Origin of the sequence: Streptomyces sp. JL2001 (assembly GCF_050917515.1) — a bacterium.
In the GTDB taxonomy this organism is placed as follows: domain Bacteria; phylum Actinomycetota; class Actinomycetes; order Streptomycetales; family Streptomycetaceae; genus Streptomyces.
Genome location: NZ_CP169421.1, coordinates 4732501 through 4751430, shown reverse-complemented (window position 1 = coordinate 4751430; position 18930 = coordinate 4732501). Strand labels below are relative to the sequence as shown.

13 protein-coding genes and 2 rRNA genes (1 of these 15 only partly in view) are annotated in these 18930 nt (G+C 69.9%); 7 read left to right on the top strand and 8 right to left on the bottom strand.

Annotation, left to right across the window (positions count from 1 at the left end; translation table 11 throughout):
- The first annotated feature begins 54 nt into the window (after positions 1-54).
- Complete coding sequence (locus ACE1OA_RS21190; RefSeq protein ID WP_356605041.1) at positions 55-633, top strand: GNAT family N-acetyltransferase; 579 nt, start codon at positions 55-57, stop codon at positions 631-633.
- Positions 634-782: 149 nt separating this feature from the next.
- Positions 783-1946, top strand: a complete 1164-nt coding sequence (locus ACE1OA_RS21185; protein ID WP_356605043.1) for a winged helix-turn-helix domain-containing protein — start codon at positions 783-785, stop codon at positions 1944-1946.
- Between the two features lie 90 nt (positions 1947-2036).
- Here the strand turns inward: ACE1OA_RS21185 and ACE1OA_RS21180 are convergent, their stop codons facing one another.
- The 6 genes from ACE1OA_RS21180 to mtrA form a co-directional block, all read right to left on the bottom strand.
- The gene (locus tag ACE1OA_RS21180) at positions 2037-2792 is read right to left on the bottom strand and encodes a response regulator (RefSeq protein ID WP_147978226.1); all 756 of its coding nucleotides are present in this window, start codon (positions 2790-2792) and stop codon (positions 2037-2039) included.
- A gap of 202 nt (positions 2793-2994) precedes the next feature.
- Positions 2995-3675, bottom strand: coding sequence for a ribosome hibernation-promoting factor, HPF/YfiA family (hpf, locus tag ACE1OA_RS21175; protein WP_356605047.1), 681 nt, complete (start codon positions 3673-3675; stop codon positions 2995-2997).
- A 333-nt stretch (positions 3676-4008) separates the two neighbouring features.
- Complete coding sequence (locus ACE1OA_RS21170) at positions 4009-4806, bottom strand: ComF family protein (RefSeq protein WP_432753214.1); 798 nt, start codon at positions 4804-4806, stop codon at positions 4009-4011.
- 121 nt (positions 4807-4927) lie between these two features.
- A complete protein-coding gene (locus ACE1OA_RS21165; protein ID WP_384866949.1) occupies positions 4928-6697 on the bottom strand; it encodes an LpqB family beta-propeller domain-containing protein in 1770 nt (589 codons plus the stop codon).
- 190 nt (positions 6698-6887) lie between these two features.
- A complete protein-coding gene (mtrB, locus tag ACE1OA_RS21160; protein ID WP_432753213.1) occupies positions 6888-8897 on the bottom strand; it encodes an MtrAB system histidine kinase MtrB in 2010 nt (669 codons plus the stop codon).
- Position 8898: 1 nt separating this feature from the next.
- Entirely contained in the window at positions 8899-9576 is a 678-nt protein-coding gene (gene mtrA / locus ACE1OA_RS21155; RefSeq protein WP_009333493.1) for a two-component system response regulator MtrA, read from the bottom strand.
- Between the two features lie 556 nt (positions 9577-10132).
- On the opposite strand from mtrA, the gene ACE1OA_RS21150 reads away from it, so the two are divergent.
- From ACE1OA_RS21150 to ACE1OA_RS21130, 5 genes are read left to right on the top strand one after another with little or no spacing between them, the layout of a single operon-like run.
- Entirely contained in the window at positions 10133-11338 is a 1206-nt protein-coding gene (locus tag ACE1OA_RS21150) for a DUF7544 domain-containing protein (protein WP_356605053.1), read from the top strand.
- A gap of 4 nt (positions 11339-11342) precedes the next feature.
- A complete protein-coding gene (locus ACE1OA_RS21145) occupies positions 11343-12029 on the top strand; it encodes a DUF4129 domain-containing protein (protein ID WP_432753212.1) in 687 nt (228 codons plus the stop codon).
- Complete coding sequence (locus ACE1OA_RS21140) at positions 12026-13240, top strand: DUF4350 domain-containing protein (RefSeq protein WP_432753211.1); 1215 nt, start codon at positions 12026-12028, stop codon at positions 13238-13240. The genes ACE1OA_RS21145 and ACE1OA_RS21140 overlap by 4 nt, the downstream gene beginning before the upstream one ends.
- Entirely contained in the window at positions 13237-14220 is a 984-nt protein-coding gene (locus tag ACE1OA_RS21135) for an AAA family ATPase (protein WP_356605058.1), read from the top strand. Before ACE1OA_RS21140 ends, ACE1OA_RS21135 begins: the two co-directional genes overlap by 4 nt.
- Before the next feature lie 12 nt (positions 14221-14232).
- Positions 14233-15543, top strand: coding sequence for a DUF58 domain-containing protein (locus tag ACE1OA_RS21130; RefSeq protein WP_432753210.1), 1311 nt, complete (start codon positions 14233-14235; stop codon positions 15541-15543).
- Between the two features lie 139 nt (positions 15544-15682).
- Here the strand turns inward: ACE1OA_RS21130 and rrf are convergent.
- Positions 15683-15799: ribosomal RNA gene (gene rrf, locus ACE1OA_RS21125) — 5S ribosomal RNA — on the bottom strand.
- 79 nt (positions 15800-15878) lie between these two features.
- Positions 15879-18930: ribosomal RNA gene (locus ACE1OA_RS21120) — 23S ribosomal RNA — on the bottom strand; it runs 73 nt beyond the window's last position.

The following is an 18930-nucleotide window of genomic DNA, read 5'->3' as shown; positions in this document are numbered from 1 at the left end:
CGCCGGGTGCGAAAAGTGCTCGCGTCAGCGCCGCCCGGTCACCACAATTCCGTCATGGAGCCCATCACCCTGACCACGGAACGTCTGACGCTGAGCACGTTCGTCCCGCAGGACGCCGACGAGGTCCACGACATCTGCCAGGACCCCGAGATCCAGCGCTGGACCACGGTGCCCTCCCCGTACGCGCGCCAGGACGCCCACGACTTCCTGAACCACGTGGTCCCGGCCGGCTGGCGCGACGACACCGAGTACTCCTTCGCGGTGCGGACCCGGGACGGCGGCCCCCTCCTGGCCGCGGCGGCCCTGCACCACCCGCGCTCGGGCAGCTGGGAGGTCGGCTTCTGGACGGCGAAGGAGCACCGCGGCCGCGGCTACATGACCGAGGCGGTGCTCGCGATGGCCCGCTGGGCCTTCACGGACCTGGGCTGCACCCGGCTGGAGTGGCGTGCCGAGGTCGGCAACGCCGGCTCCCGGGCGACCGCCGAGAAGGCCGGCTTCACCGTCGAGGGCGTCCTGCGCGCGGCCCTGCCGAACAACGGCACCCTGCGGGACACCTGGGTCGGCTCGCTGCTCCCCGCCGACCTCGGCCTGCCGGGCGCGCTGCCGTACCTCCCCGCGCCGCGGACCCCCTGACGCCGCCGGGCCTCGGGACGCGGCACCCGGCCGCCGGCTCGCCCTCACCGGCTTCCGGCTCCGCGTACCCGGATCCGGCACCCAGCCGCCGGCCGCCGGCTCCGCGGAACGCCGGATGACTGTCGGTGCCGCCCTCTAGGGTGCGGATCATGACGACTGTTCCGCCGCCCGCCGCCGAACTCTCCGCCGACGACGCCCGCCGGATCGCGCTGCGCGCACAGGGCTTCCTGGGCGCACCTGACCGGAAGGCCGGGGTCCGCGGCGTGCTGCGCCATCTGGGGCAGGTCCAGCTCGACACGATCTCCGTACTGGCCCGCTCCCACGAACTGATCCCGTACGCGCGGCTGGGCGCGGTGGGCCGTCGGACGGTGGAGGACGCGTACTGGACCGAGGCGCACGCCTTCGAGTACTGGTCGCACGCGGCCTGCATCCTGCCCGTCGAGGAGTGGCCGCACTTCGCCTTCCGCCGCCGCGGCTACCGCGACCGGCCGCACTGGGGCCACCAGCTGCCGGACGGCGCGTACGAAGCGGTCATCGGGCAGCTGCGGGCCGAGGGCCCGCAGACCGCCACCCAGCTCGGCGGCGCGAAGAACAAGGGCGAGTGGTGGGACTGGTCCGAGTCGAAGATCGCCGTGGAGCGCGCGCTGATGTACGGCGAGGTGGTCTGCACCGAGCGGCGGGGCTGGAAGCGGGTGTACGACCTGGCCGAGCGGGCCGTCCCGGACCACCTGCTCCACGACGACCTGGACGACGCCGAGTGCGTCCGCCGGCTGGTCCGGCAGGCGGGCGAGGCGCTGGGCGTGGGCACGCGCGCGGACATCGCCGACTACCACCGGCTCAAGGGCGAGCAGTTCGACGCGGCGGTCGAGGCCGCCGGCCTGGTGCCGGTCACGGTGGCGGGCTGGGCCAAGCCCGCCTGGGCCGATCCGGCGGCGCTGGCCGCCGAGCCGCGCGGCCGGCACCGGACGACGCTGCTGTCGCCGTTCGACTCGCTGATCTGGGAGCGGGCGCGCACGGAGCGGATCTTCGGCTTCACGCACCGGCTGGAGGCGTACGTGCCGAAGCAGAAGCGGGTGCACGGCTACTTCGCGATGCCGTTGCTGGCGGGCGGGAAGCTGGTGGGCCGGGTGGACCCGGCGCGTGACGGCCGGACGCTCGTGGCCCGCCAGGTGTCGGTGGACTCCCCGAAGGCGATCGCGCCGATGGCCGTGGCGCTGCGTGAGGCGGCCGAATGGGTGGGGTGCGACTCCGTGCGGATCGAGCGGGCGGACGACCGCTCCCTGGCGGCGGCGCTGACCGCCGAGCTCGGCTGACGGGTCCTCCCGGGGCTTCCTGTCCGTACGCCTCCCCCGCGGCCGCCCTCGGGAGAGGCGTACAGGCCCCCGGGAGGGGGCCCGCCGGCGTCACCTGATCTCGAGGATCTTCTCCCGCATCGCGTAGACGACCGCTTCCATCCGGGAGTGCAGCTGGAGCTTCTCCAGGATGTTGCGGACGTGGTTCTTCACGGTGTTCTCGGAGATGAACAATTCCTTGGCGATGTCCCGGTTGTTCATTCCGGTCGCGACCAGCTTCAGGACTTCCAGCTCCCGGTCGGTGAGCCGGGGAGCTGGCACGAGCCTGCGCTCGTCGGTGCGCTGGATCATGGATTTGAACTCGGTGAGGAGTTTCGACGCCATGGAGGGGCTGATCTGCGACTGGCCGTCGGCGACCGCGCGAATCGCGGTCGCGACCTCGTCGGTGGAGATCTCCTTCAGGAGATAGCCGGTCGCGCCCGCCTTGATCGCGTCGTAGAGGTCGGCCTCCTCGTCGCTGATCGTCAGCATGATGATCTTCGCGCTGGGTGCCACCTCCTTGATGGAGGTGCACGCCTCGATGCCCCCGCGCTTGGGCATCCGGACGTCCATCAGCACGATGTCGGGCAGCAGGTCCGCGGCCTTGTCGACCGCCTCGGCCCCGTCACCCGCCTCGCCGACGACCAGGATGTCCTCCTCCTGTGCGAGGACGATCTCGAGTCCGCGCCGGAACAGGGCGTGGTCGTCCACCACGAGGACCCGGATCGGCTCCTTCCGCGAGTCGCCGCTGTCCGAATCCGATCCCTCGGGGGTGGCCGCGCAATCGGGCTCCCGCCCTCCGTGCACCGGCCCGAAGCTGTCCGCCATCGTTCCTCCCCCTGAGGCCGTGGCCTGAAGTCGTGTTCGGTCCTCCAACCGCTGCTCACGAAGCAGCGGTTGGCGTGCACGACATGATTTCATGCCCGGACCCCGGCGTGGTGATCCCGTGGTCGCACGGGGGTGCCCCTGGGGGCGCACGGAGCGCTCCAGGGGCACCTTGAGGGACTGCTGAGTCTGGTGCGGCTGCGGGTCAGCCGCCCAGTGCACCACCGGCGCCGCCACCCTCGGCCAGGGGGTCGCTCTCCAGGTGGATGACGCCGTAGTCGTACGCGTGTCGCCGGTAGACGACGCTCGGCTGCTTGTTGTCGGAGTCGACGAACAGGTAGAAGTCGTGCCCGACCAGCTCCATCTCGTAGAGAGCCTGGTCGAGGGTCATCGGGGCGGCCTTGTGCGTCTTCTCGCGGACGACCAGCGGGCCTTCGCCCTGAACCTCGATCGAACCCATCATCGTGGTGGGTACCTTGCCGGGCTCCTCGGCCACGAGCTCGCCACTGCCGTTGAGCTGGGCGACACCCGGCACCACGTCGCCGACCTCGGCCGCCGAAAGCCTGCCGTTGCCACGGCGGGTGTACCTCTTGTCGTGCTGCTTGCGCAGCCGTGCCTCCAGCTTGTCGCTGGCGAGGTCGAGAGCTGCGTACGGGTCGCCTGCCGCCGCCTCCGCCCGGATCACCGGGCCTCGGGAGTGGAGGGTGATCTCCACGCGGTCGGACCGGTCGGCCTGCCGCGGGTTGTGCTCCTTGGACACCTCGACGTCGAGGCTGATCACCTTGCCGTCGAGCTTCTGGATCTTCTCCAGCTTCAGCTTCTCGGCCACGTGCTTGCGGAACCGCTCGGGCACCTCGGTCTTGCGGCCCTTGACGACGATGTCCACGCAGAACTCCGTTCCCGGATCGCCCAGATCGGCTCCTAGGCCGCTGGGCCTCTCCCTTTGCACCAGACTCCGATGTTTACCGGAGTCTCGGACTTGGCGACTTTCACCTCGTCCTCCCCAGTCGACAAGATCCCCACCCCACCGACCTGAGGTTAATTCGCCCTGAACTCCTGTCCTGTAGGCGCACCCGTATGCATTGGGTGAGGCCATGACTTTCGTCATTCCTCACAACCGAACATAGCTCGTTCGGACGGGTGTCGGCACCCGGTGCAGCCACTTACCTCCATTCGGGTGTTTTCACCTCTCACCACCTGCAACGATGCAACTTCCCTGTCAGTTCCGGTTTATTACGAACGACGAGGGCGAACCGGCCACGACCGCCGCCGGTGCCGGCGGGGCCGGCTGCGTCGGCAGGGCGATCCGGTCGATCCGGCGTTCCCTCCGGCCGCCCGGACGGCCGTGGGCGGTGAACGGCGGGTGTACAGGGCGTACGGCGGCCACGGCCCGCGCCGCCTCGGTCAGCGACGCGCCGGTGGTCATGAGGTCGTCCACCAGCACCACCCGTCCGGCCGCCAGCAGCCGCGCACCGCCCGCCACCACCTCCAGGGCCCCGGCCAGGTTGGCGAACCGTCCCCGGGCGTCGAGGGCGGACTGGTCGGCCACGGCACGGCTCTGACGCAGAACCGACGCCACCCGGGCGGGCCGCCCCGACTGCCGCAGCCGGCGGGCCGCGGCCAGCGCGATGCGCCGGGTGGGATCGTGGCCACGTGCCCGCACCGCGCGCCGCGACGAGGGCACCGGTACGAGGAGCAGGGGGGCGGCCCCAGGAGCCCCACAGGACACCGCAGCCGCCTCCACGGCCGCTGCCAGCGCCGCTCCCAGGGGCTTGGCGAGTCCCAGGGCACCGCGCTCCTTGTGGGCGAGGAGCGCGGCGCGCACGGCACCGTCGTAGGGCGCGGCCGCGTGGACGCGGGGCAGACCGGCGGGCACGGGGCGGGGCAGGATCCGGCGCGGACCGGACGCCGTCAGCTCCGCCCGGCACGACGGGCACAACTCGGAACGCGGCCTGCCGCAGCCACCGCAGGCGACCGGCAGCACCAGTCCGGCGATCTCGAGCCACCACCCCCGCATGGCTCCACTGTCCTCCTGCCGGAGCGGACCGGCCACCCCTGTGGACAACGGCCCGGAGGGTGGCCGGGGCGGGCGCCGAGGAGGGCGGGGCGGGGCCGGTGTCCGGCGCCGAGCGCCGGACCTAACCCGGGTAGACGGGGGAGGACCCGAGGACCTTGCCCAGACGCTGCCAGTTCGCCCCGGGCACCAGGCGCACGATGCCGTCGTTGCCCGAGTCCGCCACGAGCGGGGACCGGTCGTCGTCGGGCGCCGCCACCGCGGTGACGCCGTTGAGGCCCGGCAGCAGCGAGGAGGCCGAGGTCGCCCCGTCCGTCTGGATGTACCGGACCTGCTGCACGCCGCCGGCCTCCTTGCCGACCACGACCAGCCGGCTCGGACCGGCCCAGGACACCGCTGTGACCGTCTCCATGCTCGGCGCCACGGCCTTGAGGTCCTCGACCGAGACGGTCTGCTGGACGCCGCTGCCCTCGCGCATCACCCGCCCGATGTTCAGCGTGGTCCGGCCGTCCTGGCGCTTGAGCAGCAGGGCGATCCGGACGCCGTCGGCGGACACCCGCAGCGACTCGACCCGGATGCCGTCCGCCAGCCAGGGCGTCGACACCTCGACGCGCTGCCCGTTGCCGTCCGGGACCATCCACAGGCGCGGCCGGACCGGGTTGCGGTCGGCGACCCACAGGTCGCCGCGGCCGTCCCAGCTGGGCGCCGAGAGCCGGTCCTCGGGCCGCGCGGCGGTGCTCGTGACGACCGCGGGGGTCAGCTCCTCGTCGGAGAGGACCGACGCCACCCGCAGCTCGCGGCCCTCCTTGGCGACGCCCGCGGCGCGACTCTCGTCGCGGTCCACGGCGACCGACCGCAGCGGCAGCAGGCCCTTGCCGAAGGGTCCGGGCGCGGGCTGCGGCTCCTCGGCCGTCCTGCCGCCCACGAGCAGGGTCATGAGCTTGCCGTGCTCGTCGACGAAGAAGGGGTTCTCGGCCCGCTCGGAGGTGCGCACGGGCGCGAACTCGTCCCGCGCCTGCCGCTTGCCCAGCACGCACAGCGACGTTCCGTCGGACCGCTGCAGCTCCACCTGCTCGACCCGGACGGAGGTCAGGTCGCCCAGCGTGAACAGCAGCTGCGCGGCCATGCGCCGGCACACCTCCGGGCCGACCCGGTCGGCCTTGGCGTTGAGCGGCACCTTGAGGGTGGACTGGTCGTCCGGGGCGAGCGAGGTGACGCCCTTCTTCAGTTCCGTGCCGGAGGGGAAGCGGGAGACCGCGGCCTCCTGCAGCCACAGCGTCGGCCCTTCGAGCAGGGCCTTGACCGTCTGCGTCACCGGGTCCATCCGGGTGATCGGGTCCTGGCGCTGGCGGATGTAGACCGGGTCGGCGACGACCCAGTCCTCCCCGGAGGCGAAGTAGTACTTGTTGACCGACCGGTAGTTGCGCTGGAAGTCGGCCTCGCTCAGCACCAGCCCGGACGGCAGGTGGTCGATGCGCCACTCCTTGCCCTTGCCGTCCTCCGAGGGCTGCTGGACCACGTGGATCTCGTCCTGGAACTCGGCCCGGGCCGGCTCGTAGGCGTGGTACTCGTTCACCTTCGCCACCGTGCGTCCCTTGATGGGGAAGGACCGGCCGCGGCTCTCGGGGTCGTCCACGGCGACGGCCTGCTCACGGTCCGGGGCCGTGGCGAGCACCGTGATGGACGCCTCCGGCTTCCAGTCGCGCGCGGCCTGCTTCGTCAGGTACTTGCGGGCCGTGGCGAACCCCAGGTCGTCGCTGGTCATGGCCTCCAGGAAGCCGTCGACGATCTCGTCCGGGTCGGCGTTCTCGCGCGGCTGCACGGCGTAGACCCGGACCTGCGAGTCGCCCAGGCTGGACGCCTTCACGCTCTCCACGTCGCCGCTGTCGGGCATGGTGGCGCAGCCGGCGACGAGCAGACCGCCGCACGCCAGCAGCACGCTCGTACGCGCCGTCCGGCCGCCCCGCGCGGGGGTGCGCGACGTGCCGCCGCCGCGCGCCTCGGTCGCCGCGCCCGTCCGGTACGCCTCCACCCCTGCCCCCTGTCCCTGGTGCCCGTCGGCCTGCTTCCGCTCCCCTCGGGAGTCAGCGCCCACGTGTTCCGCCTTCCCGTTCGGTGTTCGACGTGGCCATGGCCTCGCCGCCGTCGGCGTCCCCCACGGACCGTGCCACCACCCGTGCTCCGCTGCCGGGCAGGGCGGTCGGATCCGCCGTGGCCCGCGGCGCTCCGGGCAGCCGCGGCGACACGGGCAGGGACGGCCGGTCGCCGGCGGTCTGCGCGGGCACCGCCGTCAGGCGCGTGCCGGTCTCCTGCGACGGGCCGGACGCCGCCTGCTCGCGGTTGCGCCGCGAGTCCTCGGGCTCCAGCGGGATCGGGGAGCCGCGCAGCGGCTCGTCCGCGGTACGCGGCAGCGTCAGCCGGAACTGGGAGCCTCCGCCGGGCTCGCCCCAGGCCTGGAGCCAGCCGCCGTGCAGCCGCGCGTCCTCGACGGCGATCGACAGGCCGAGGCCCGTCCCGCCGGTGGTGCGTGCGCGCGCCGGGTCGGCGCGCCAGAAGCGGTTGAAGACGCGGGTGGCCTCGCCCGGCTTGAGTCCCACACCGTAGTCGCGGACGGCGACCGCGACGGCCCCGCCCGCGGCGGCGAGCTTGACGACGACGTCGCGGCCCTCGCCGTGCTCGACGGCGTTGACGACCAGGTTGCGCAGCACGCGCTCGACCCGGCGGGCGTCCGCCTCCGCCACGACCGGCTGCTCGTCGCCGACGACGACGATCCGGCCACCCTTGCGCTCGGCGAGCGGCTCGGCGCCGCCGATGACCCGCCGGACGACCTGGCGCAGGTCGATCGGCTCCGCCTCCAGGGCCGCCGCTCCGGCGTCGAAGCGGCTGATCTCCAGCAGGTCGGCGAGGAGGGACTCGAAGCGGTCGAGCTGGTCGCCGAGGAGCTCGGCGGAGCGCGCGGTGATCGGGTCGAAGTCGACACGGGCCTCGTGGATGACGTCGGCGGCCATCCGCACGGTCGTCAGCGGCGTGCGCAGCTCGTGCGAGACGTCCGAGACGAAGCGGCGCTGCATCCGCGAGAGCTCCTCCAGCTGCTGGATCTTGAGCTGGAGGTTCTGCGCCATCTTGTTGAAGGCTTCACCGAGCCGGGCGATGTCGTCCTCGCCGGTGACCTTCATGCGTTCCTGGAGCCGGCCGGCGGAGAGGCGCTCGGCGATCCCGGCCGCCATCCGGACGGGGGTGACGACCTGGCGCACCACGAGCCAGGCGATGGCTCCGAGGAGCACCACGACGAACAGCCCGGCGGTCGCCAGCGTGCCCTTGACCAGGGCGAGGGAGTCCTCCTCCTGGGTCAGCGGGAAGAGGTAGTACAGCTCGTACTGGTTGCCCTCGGCGTCGTTGAGGCGCTTGCCGACCACCAGGCCCGGCTCGGAGTGCTTGCCGTCGGTGTAGTGGATCCGGGCGTACGTCTGGAAGGTGCCCGACCCCTGGGCGACGGAATGCCGCAGGTCGACGGGGATGCTGGTGGCGGGGTCGACCTCGCCGGAGGCGCGGGCGCCCCGGCTCGCGGTGCCCTCGGACTGCTCCAGGGACAGCGCCACGACGTTGAACGCGCTCTGACCACCACTGGCGAGCTGCTCGACCAGGGTGGAGCGCCAGTTCACGGACGCCCCGGCCCGGCCGCCGTCCTGCTCACCGGGCACGGAGGGGGTCGTCGCCGCCTTGTCCTGGGCAGCCGAGAAACCTCCGGCGGCCTGGCTCTGGGCGGCCTTCTCCTTGGCGTCGAGGAGACCGTTGCGGACCTGGCCGATGACGACCAGGCCGAGCAGCAGCACGACGCCGAGGGACATCAGCAGGGTGCCCGCGACGACGCGGAGCTGGATGTTCCGGCGCCACAGCCGCACCGCGGGCAGCAGCGGGCGGCGGAACCAGCGCATCACCAGCCGGAGCACCGGGCCACCCGGTGCTCCGTCCTGGAGGAGGCGTCCTCCACGGAACGGACTGCCGAATCGCGAGCCCCCCCGCCTCGGTCCGGCAGTCCGCCCCGTCCGGACTCCCGGCTCGCCGGGCTTCGGAGCAGTACTGCCTATGCTCATGTCAGCTCGGCCCCGCCTTGTAACCGACGCCCCGGACGGTCACCACGATCTCCGGCCGCTCCGGGTCCTTCTCGACCTTGGAGCGAAGCCGCTGGACGTGCACGTTCACCAGCCGGGTGTCGGCCGCGTGCCGGTATCCCCAGACCTGCTCCAGCAGGACCTCACGGGTGAACACCTGCCACGGCTTGCGGGCCAGCGCGACGAGCAGGTCGAACTCGAGCGGGGTCAGGGCGATGGACTGCCCGTCCCGCTTCACCGAGTGACCGGCGACGTCGATGACCAGGTCGCCGATGGCGAGCTGCTCCGGCGCGGGCTCCTCCGACCGCCGCAGTCGCGCCCGGATGCGGGCGACGAGCTCCTTCGGCTTGAACGGCTTGACGATGTAGTCGTCGGCCCCGGACTCCAGGCCCACCACCACGTCGACGGTGTCGCTCTTGGCCGTGAGCATGACGATGGGCACACCGGACTCGGCCCTGATGAGCCGGCACACCTCGATGCCGTCCCTGCCGGGCAGCATGAGGTCCAGCAGCACCAGGTCCGGCTTGGCCTCACGGAATGCGGCGAGCGCCTTGTCACCGTCCGCTACGAACGACGGCTCGAACCCTTCACCCCGCAGCACGATCCCGAGCATCTCGGCCAGTGCGGTGTCGTCATCGACGACGAGAACGCGTCCCTTCATATCGACATCATCCCATTTCCGTATCAGTCTCAAGGCGGCTGGTGAGATAGCTCACTGACCAGCGTCGACGTCTGTGATCGTCCACCGGTGGCTGCCCTGGTCGCTGTGGTCGCTGATACCAGGCATGCATGTCACCCCCGTAGCCGCCCTGAACCGTACCCTGGCCCCCCGCTCCGCGCCCATAGCGGAATGACCTCGTGATTCCGTGGATCTTCGGCCGGAGAATCCCGCCCGGACGGCCCGCTCCGCACCGCGGGACGCCCGTCCCGCACCCGGGCCCGTGCCCCGCCCTGCCGCCCGTTGCCACCGCGGCCCGTCCCCCTCGTGCCGGCGCACGCCCCGCACCCCGTCCCGCCCCGGCCCCCGTCACGTCCCCGCGCGATCCCGGCGCCCTCGGCGATCAAGGCGAGACGGAGGCCCTCACCCCGGTCCGCGGGCGGGTTCCGCGTGGCACGATGGCTCACGGTCGGCCGCCTCGACAGACAGCGGGCCGGCCGCCGAGACCGAGCCGGTTCGCCGATCCGGCCCCGCGACCATTCACTCGAGGTGGACGACCGTGAACGACACTCCGGGCTGGACCTCGCCCGGGTCTGCTCCCTCCGACGGCCACGACGGACCCGGAGTGCCCCGGCCCACCGAGCCCGGTGACGCGAACGGCTCCGCCCCGCAGTGGTCCAAGGACCAGCCGCCCGCCGGCCAGTGGTCCTCGCCGGGCGCCCCCGCCCCCGGACGCGCCCACACACCTCCGCCGAGCCCCGGCTGGGGAGGCGGCCCCGTCCACGGCCAGTGGGGAAAGCCGCCGGCCGCCAAGCCCGGCGTGATCCCGCTGCGCCCGCTGAGCCTCGGAGAGATCCTCGACGGCGCGGTGTCCACCCTGCGGGCGTACTGGCGCACCGTCCTGGCCGTGTCCGTCACGGTCGCGGTGATCTCCCAGACGGCCGACATCCTGGCCCAGCGCTACCTCATGCCGACCCCGCCGAAGGTCAATCCGGACGCGACCCCGGCCGAGGCCCTCGACCAGTCCCTGGAGTCCCTCCGGGTCAGCATGATCGGCCTGGCCCCGGCGCTCCTCATCATGGTGATGACGAGCCTGGTGTGCGCCGCCCTGCTCACCGTCGTGATCAGCCGGGCGATCCTCGGCCGTCCGGTCACGCTCGCCGCCGCCTGGCAGGAGGCGCGGCCGCGGCTGCTCCAGCTGCTGGGACTGACCCTGCTGCTGCCGCTGATGAGCGCGGCCATCGTGGGCGTCGGCCTGCTGCCCGGTCTCCTCCTCGGCGGCACCGGCGGCGATGCTCTGGCCGGTCTGGGCGGCACCGCCGGACTGGTCGTCGTCGTCTGGCTGATGGTCCGCTTCAGCCTCTCCTCTCCCGCCCTGATGCTGGAACGCCAGGGCGTGATCCGGTCGATCAAGCGCTCGGCCAAGCTGGTCGACGGCTCCTGGTGGCGCATCTTCGGCATCACGATGCTGACGCAGCTGCTGCTCTTCATCGTGGCGATGATCATCGCGATCCCCTTCGCGATCATCGCGATCGTCGCCGACGGCGGCGGCTTCAGCGGCTTCATCGACAACCCGGAAGCCGGCAACAGCTGGTCGTTCCTCCTGATCACGGGCATCGGCGGCGTGATCGCCAACGCGATCATCTTCCCGATCTCCGCCGGCGTGACCGTCCTCCTCTACGTGGACCAGCGCATCCGCCGCGAGGCGCTGGACCTCGAACTCGCCCGCGCCGCGGGCGTTCCCGGCTACACCTCCGGGAGCTGACGGGGTGACGGCCACGGGGGGCGCGGTCGTCGGGCGGTTCAGGCCGGCCGCCGACGACATTCCGCTGGACATCCCTCGCGATCCCGCCCGGGAGGCGGCGGAGCGGGAGCTGTCCAAGCCGGTCTACCACGAGAACGACCCCAACCTCCTCGAACGCGGCCTCGACCGCTTCTGGGAGTGGATCGGCGGCCTCTTCGACTCGGCGTCGGGGGCCTCCCCCGGCGGTGTACTCGGCCTGGTCGCCGTCGTCCTCGTGGTGCTCGCCGTGACGGGCGCCCTGTGGTGGCGGCTCGGCACCCCCCGACGGGCCGTCACCACCGCGGACTCCCTGTTCGACGACGGCCCCCGTACCGCCGGCGAACACCGGGCCGCCGCCTCCCGGCACGCGTCCGCCGGCCGCTGGAACCAGGCGGTCCAGGAGCGGATGCGGGCCATCGTCCGCTCCTTGGAGGAGCGCACGCTGCTCGACCCGCGGCCCGGCCGCACGGCCGACGAGGCAGCCGCCGAGGCCGGCCGTACCCTGCCCGCCCACGCGGACGAGCTCCGCTCCGCGGCGCGCGCCTTCGACGACGTCACCTACGGCGGGCGCACGGCCGACGAGCCCGCGTACCGACGTGTCGAGGAGCTGGACGCGTCCCTGGAGCGGACCAAGCCCACCCTCGACAGCGCTTCCGCGGGGGCAGCCGAATGAACCGACTGCTCACCAGCCCCACCTCGACCTCCCTCACCCCCCGTCAGATCTGGTCGCGCGTCCGTGGTGTGCTCCTGGTGCTCGCCCTGATCCTGATCGGCGGCCTCACCCTGGCGACCGTGCGATCCGCCGACCACCACGGCCTGCTCGACCCCAGGTCCGCCGACCCCGACGGCAGCCGCGCCGTCGCCGAGATCCTCAAGGCCCAGGGGGTCACGCTCCGGGTCGTCACCTCCCTCGACGAGGCCACCGCCGCGACCGGCACGGACACCACTGTCCTGGTCACCACCCCCGATCTGCTGACCGTCTCTCAGCAGTCCGCTCTCCGCGAGGCCATGAGGGCCTCGGCGGGCCGTACCGTCCTCGTCGGCGCCGGCGAGGCCTCGCTCCCGATCCTGGCCCCCGGTGTCTCCTCCGCGACCAGCGCCCCCGTCCGCAACCGGACCGCCGACTGCTCCCTGCCCGCCGCCGGCCGCGCCGGCAGTGTCGACCTCGGCGGCGAGCGCTACCTCACCGCCGGGGCACGGGCCGTCGCCTGCTATCCCGCGGACGGGCTGCCGACCCTGGTCTCCGTGCAGGACCCCGCCGCGGGCGAAACGGTCCTCGTCGGCTCCCCGGACCTCTTCCTCAACGACCGTCTGGACCACCAGGGCAACGCCTCGCTCGCCCTGCAACTCCTCGGCTCCCGGCCCCATCTCGTCTGGTACATCCCCTCCCTGTCCGACGCTTCCGCCGTCGATGGCGACGGCGAGTCCGAGGACGGGCCCACCGACGACTTCCTCTCCCTCGTCCCTTCCGGCTGGCTGTGGGGAACCCTTCAACTGGCCGTCGCCGCCGTCCTCGCCGCGGTCTGGCGTGCCCGCCGCCTCGGTCCCCTGGTGACCGAACCCCTTCCGGTCGTCGTCCGCGCCTCCGAGGCCACGGAGGGCCGTGCCCGCCTCTACCGCACGTCCCGGGCCCGGGACCGCGCGAGCTCCGTCCTGCGCGCCGCGACCCGCGCCCGCATCGCACCGCTCCTCGGCGTGCCCACCAGGGACGCCCACTCCCCCGAGGTCCTGCTCCCCGCTCTCTCCGCGCGCCGCACCGAAGTGGGCGGAGAGCCGGCGGACACCAGGGACCTCCTCTTCGGCCCGGCTCCCGCCGACGACGCCGCCCTGATCCGCCTGGCGGACCAACTCGACGCCCTCGAAAGAGAGGTACGCACCTCATGAGCGCCCCGACCCCCGAGACCGCTACGACCTCGGACGCCGCCCGCGCCTCCCTGGAGGCCCTGCGCACCGAGATCGCGAAGGCCGTGGTCGGCCAGGACCCCGCGGTCACCGGACTCGTCGTCGCCCTGCTCTGCCGGGGTCACGTCCTGCTCGAAGGTGTCCCCGGTGTCGCCAAGACCCTCCTGGTCCGGGCGCTCGCCTCCGCTCTCGAACTCGACACCAAGCGTGTCCAGTTCACCCCCGATCTGATGCCGAGTGACGTCACGGGCTCACTCGTCTACGACTCGCGTTCCGCCGAGTTCTCCTTCCAGCCGGGCCCGGTCTTCACCAACCTGCTGCTCGCCGACGAGATCAACCGCACTCCTCCCAAGACCCAGGCCTCGCTCCTGGAGGCGATGGAGGAGCGCCAGGTCACCGTCGACGGGACTCCCCGCCCGCTGCCCGATCCCTTCCTGGTCGCCGCCACGCAGAACCCGGTCGAGTACGAAGGCACCTATCCCCTGCCGGAAGCCCAACTCGACCGCTTCCTGCTCAAGCTGACGGTCCCGCTGCCCTCACGTGCGGACGAGATCAGCGTGCTGACCCGTCATGCGGACGGCTTCGACCCTCGCGACCTGCAGGCCGCCGGCGTCCGGCCGGTCGCCGGCCCCGCCGACCTCGAGGCGGCCCGCTCCGCCGTCGCCAAGACCTCGGTCTCCCCGGAGATCACCGGTTATGTCGTCGATATCTGTCGTGCCACGCGTGATTCCCCCTCGCTCACTCTCGGTGTCTCCCCCCGTGGTGCCACCGCACTGCTCTCCACCGCTCGCGCCTGGGCCTGGCTCACCGGCCGGGACTACGTCACCCCGGACGACGTGAAGGCCCTCGCCCTGCCCACCCTGCGTCATCGCATCCAACTGCGGCCCGAGGCCGAGATGGAGGGCGTCACCGCCGACTCCGTCATCCACTCGATCCTCGCCCACGTCCCCGTACCCCGCTGAGAACGGCGCCCCATGGCCCTCACCGGACGAACAGCGCTCCTGGCCGCCCTCGGTTCGCTCCCCGTGGGCCTCCTCGCCCCCAGCTGGGCGGGGATGCTCGCGGTCAACGCGCCCCTCTCACTCGCCATTCTGTGCGACTACGCGATGGCCGCACCAGTGCGAAAGCTGCAGTTCACCCGAAGTGGTGACACAACAGTTCGACTGGGTGACGCGGCGGAGGTGCACCTCATGGTCACCAACCCGTCGGGCCGCCGGCTGCGCGCCCACCTGCGCGACGCCTGGCCCCCGAGCAGCTGGACGCCCGGCACCGAACAGGCCGCGTCCCGCCGGAAGCTGGCCGTTCCGGCCGGTGAGCGCCGCCGGATCACCACCGCACTGCGCCCCACCCGCCGCGGCGACCGGCAGGCGGACCGCGTCACCGTCCGCTCCTTCGGCCCCCTGGGCCTGGCCGCACGTCAGGGGCGTCACGAGGTCCCGTGGACCGTTCGCGTCCTCCCGGCGTTCGCGAGCCGCAAGCATCTGCCGTCCCGGCTGGCCCGTCTCCGCGAACTGGACGGCCGCACGAGCGTCCTCATCCGCGGGGAGGGCACCGAGTTCGACAGCCTCCGCGAGTACGTCCCCGGTGACGACACCAGGTCCATCGACTGGCGTGCCACCGCACGGCAGTCGAGCGTCGCCGTCCGTACCTGGCGCCCGGAGCGGGACCGGCACATCCTGATCGTCCTCGACACCGGCCGCACGTCGGCGGGTCGCGTCGGGAACGTGCCGCGACTGGACGCGGCCATGGACGCCACACTGCTCCTGACGGCGCTCGCCTCCCGGGCCGGCGACCGTGTGGACGTCCTGGCCTACGACCGACGTCTCCGCGCCCAGGTCCGGGGTCGTTCGGCGGCGGACGTCCTGCCGGCGGTGGTGGACGCCCTGGCGACCGTCGAGCCCGAACTGGTCGAGACCGACGCCCGGGCACTCGCCGCCTCGGCGCTGGCCAGGGCGCCACGCCGCTCGCTCCTCGTCCTGCTCACGAGCCTGGACGCCGCGCCGATCGAGGAAGGACTGCTCCCGGTGCTTCCGCAGCTCACCCGGCGCCACACGGTTCTGGTGGCCTCGGTCGCCGATCCCCGTACGGCCAAGATGGCGGCGGGCCGCGGCACGGTCGACGGTGTCTACGAGGCAGCGGCGGCGGCCCAGGAACAGTCACAGCGTCACCGCACGGCGGATCAGCTGCGTCGCCACGGTGTCACGGTCGTCGACGCGGCCCCTGACGCTCTCGCCCCCGCACTGGCCGACGCCTACCTCGCCTTGAAGGCCGCCGGCCGCCTCTGATCCCTCCGCTGTGGGTCTTCGACTCCGGTCCGGAGCCCACACCGGATGCCGGGGGCTCGCGGGCCTCTGACGGAACGAATCTGCTCCGGAACGCAGAAAAGCCCCGCACCATAAGGTGCGGGGCTTTCCCACAATGATTGTTCGGCGGCGTCCTACTCTCCCACAGGGTCCCCCCTGCAGTACCATCGGCGCTGAAAGGCTTAGCTTCCGGGTTCGGAATGTAACCGGGCGTTTCCCTAACGCTATGACCACCGAAACTCTATGAAATAAACAAACTCCAGCCGACAAGGGGCGAGTTCGTTACTTCAGAACTAACACAGTGGACGCGAGCAACTGAGGACAAGCCCTCGGCCTATTAGTACCGGTCAGCTCCACCCATTACTGGGCTTCCACATCCGGCCTATCAACCCAGTCGTCTACTGGGAGCCTTACCCTCTCAAGGAGGTGGGAATACTCATCTCGAAGCAGGCTTCCCGCTTAGATGCTTTCAGCGGTTATCCCTCCCGAACGTAGCCAACCAGCCATGCCCTTGGCAGGACAACTGGCACACCAGAGGTTCGTCCGTCCCGGTCCTCTCGTACTAGGGACAGCCCTTCTCAATATTCCTACGCGCACAGCGGATAGGGACCGAACTGTCTCACGACGTTCTAAACCCAGCTCGCGTACCGCTTTAATGGGCGAACAGCCCAACCCTTGGGACCGACTCCAGCCCCAGGATGCGACGAGCCGACATCGAGGTGCCAAACCATCCCGTCGATATGGACTCTTGGGGAAGATCAGCCTGTTATCCCCGGGGTACCTTTTATCCGTTGAGCGACGGCGCTTCCACAAGCCACCGCCGGATCACTAGTCCCGACTTTCGTCCCTGCTCGACCCGTCGGTCTCACAGTCAAGCTCCCTTGTGCACTTACACTCAACACCTGATTGCCAACCAGGCTGAGGGAACCTTTGGGCGCCTCCGTTACCCTTTGGGAGGCAACCGCCCCAGTTAAACTACCCATCAGACACTGTCCCTGATCCGGATCACGGACCGAGGTTAGACATCCAGCACGACCAGAGTGGTATTTCAACGGCGACTCCACCATGACTGGCGTCACGGCTTCAAAGTCTCCCACCTATCCTACACAAGCCGAACCGAACACCAATATCAAACTGTAGTAAAGGTCCCGGGGTCTTTCCGTCCTGCTGCGCGAAACGAGCATCTTTACTCGTAGTGCAATTTCACCGGGCCTATGGTTGAGACAGTCGAGAAGTCGTTACGCCATTCGTGCAGGTCGGAACTTACCCGACAAGGAATTTCGCTACCTTAGGATGGTTATAGTTACCACCGCCGTTTACTGGCGCTTAAGTTCTCAGCTTCGCAACCCCGAAAGGTCACTAACCGGTCCCCTTAACGTTCCAGCACCGGGCAGGCGTCAGTCCGTATACATCGCCTTACGGCTTCGCACGGACCTGTGTTTTTAGTAAACAGTCGCTTCTCGCTGGTCTCTGCGGCCACCCCCAGCTCACGGAGTAAATCCGATCACCAGTGATGGCCCCCCTTCTCCCGAAGTTACGGGGGCATTTTGCCGAGTTCCTTAACCATAGTTCACCCGAACGCCTCGGTATTCTCTACCTGACCACCTGAGTCGGTTTAGGGTACGGGCCGCCATGAAACTCGCTAGAGGCTTTTCTCGACAGCATAGGATCATCCACTTCACCACAATCGGCTCGGCATCAGGTCTCAGCCTTAATGTGTGACGGATTTGCCTATCACACGGCCTACACCCTTACCCCGGGACAACCACCGCCCGGGCTGGACTACCTTCCTGCGTCACCCCATCGCTTACCTACTACCACCTTGGGTCAGCGGCTCCACCACTCCCCTTTGCCCGAAGGCTCCAGGGCGGCTTCACGGCCTTAGCATTAATGGGCTCGATATTGGGCGTTTCAAAGCGGGTACCGGAATATCAACCGGTTGTCCATCGACTACGCCTGTCGGCCTCGCCTTAGGTCCCGACTTACCCTGGGCAGATCAGCTTGACCCAGGAACCCTTAGTCAATCGGCGCACACGTTTCTCACGTGTGTATCGCTACTCATGCCTGCATTCTCACTCGTGAACCGTCCACAACTCGCTTCCGCGGCTGCTTCACCCGGCACACGACGCTCCCCTACCCATCACAGCACCCGTTGGGGCTTAATTGCTGCAATGACACGACTTCGGCGGTACGCTTGAGCCCCGCTACATTGTCGGCGCGGAATCACTTGACCAGTGAGCTATTACGCACTCTTTCAAGGGTGGCTGCTTCTAAGCCAACCTCCTGGTTGTCTCTGCGACTCCACATCCTTTCCCACTTAGCGTACGCTTAGGGGCCTTAGTCGATGCTCTGGGCTGTTTCCCTCTCGACCATGGAGCTTATCCCCCACAGTCTCACTGCCGTGCTCTCACTTACCGGCATTCGGAGTTTGGCTAAGGTCAGTAACCCGGTAGGGCCCATCGCCTATCCAGTGCTCTACCTCCGGCAAGAAACACACGACGCTGCACCTAAATGCATTTCGGGGAGAACCAGCTATCACGGAGTTTGATTGGCCTTTCACCCCTAACCACAGGTCATCCCCCAGGTTTTCAACCCTGGTGGGTTCGGTCCTCCACGAAGTCTTACCTCCGCTTCAACCTGCCCATGGCTAGATCACTCCGCTTCGGGTCTAGAGCGTGCAACTCAATCGCCCTATTCGGACTCGCTTTCGCTACGGCTTCCCCACACGGGTTAACCTCGCTACACACCGCTAACTCGCAGGCTCATTCTTCAAAAGGCACGCAGTCACGACCCATTGGGTAAACCCAATGAGCGACGCTCCCACGGCTTGTAGGCACACGGTTTCAGGTACTATTTCACTCCGCTCCCGCGGTACTTTTCACCATTCCCTCACGGTACTATCCGCTATCGGTCACCAGGGAATATTTAGGCTTAGCGGGTGGTCCCGCCAGATTCACACGGGATTTCTCGGGCCCCGTGCTACTTGGGTGTCTCTCAAGCAAGCCGTCAATGTTTCAGCTACGGGGGTCTTACCCTCTACGCCGGACCTTTCGCATGTCCTTCGCCTACATCAACGGTTTCTGACTCGCCTCACAGCCGGCAGACTGTGAAAGAGAGATCCCACAACCCCGTATGCGCAACCCCTGCCGGGTATCACACGCATACGGTTTGGCCTCATCCGGTTTCGCTCGCCACTACTCCCGGAATCACGGTTGTTTTCTCTTCCTGAGGGTACTGAGATGTTTCACTTCCCCTCGTTCCCTCCACATGCCCTATGTGTTCAGGCATGGGTGACAGCCCATGACGACTGCCGGGTTTCCCCATTCGGAAACCCCCGGATCAAAGCCTGGTTGACGGCTCCCCGGGGAC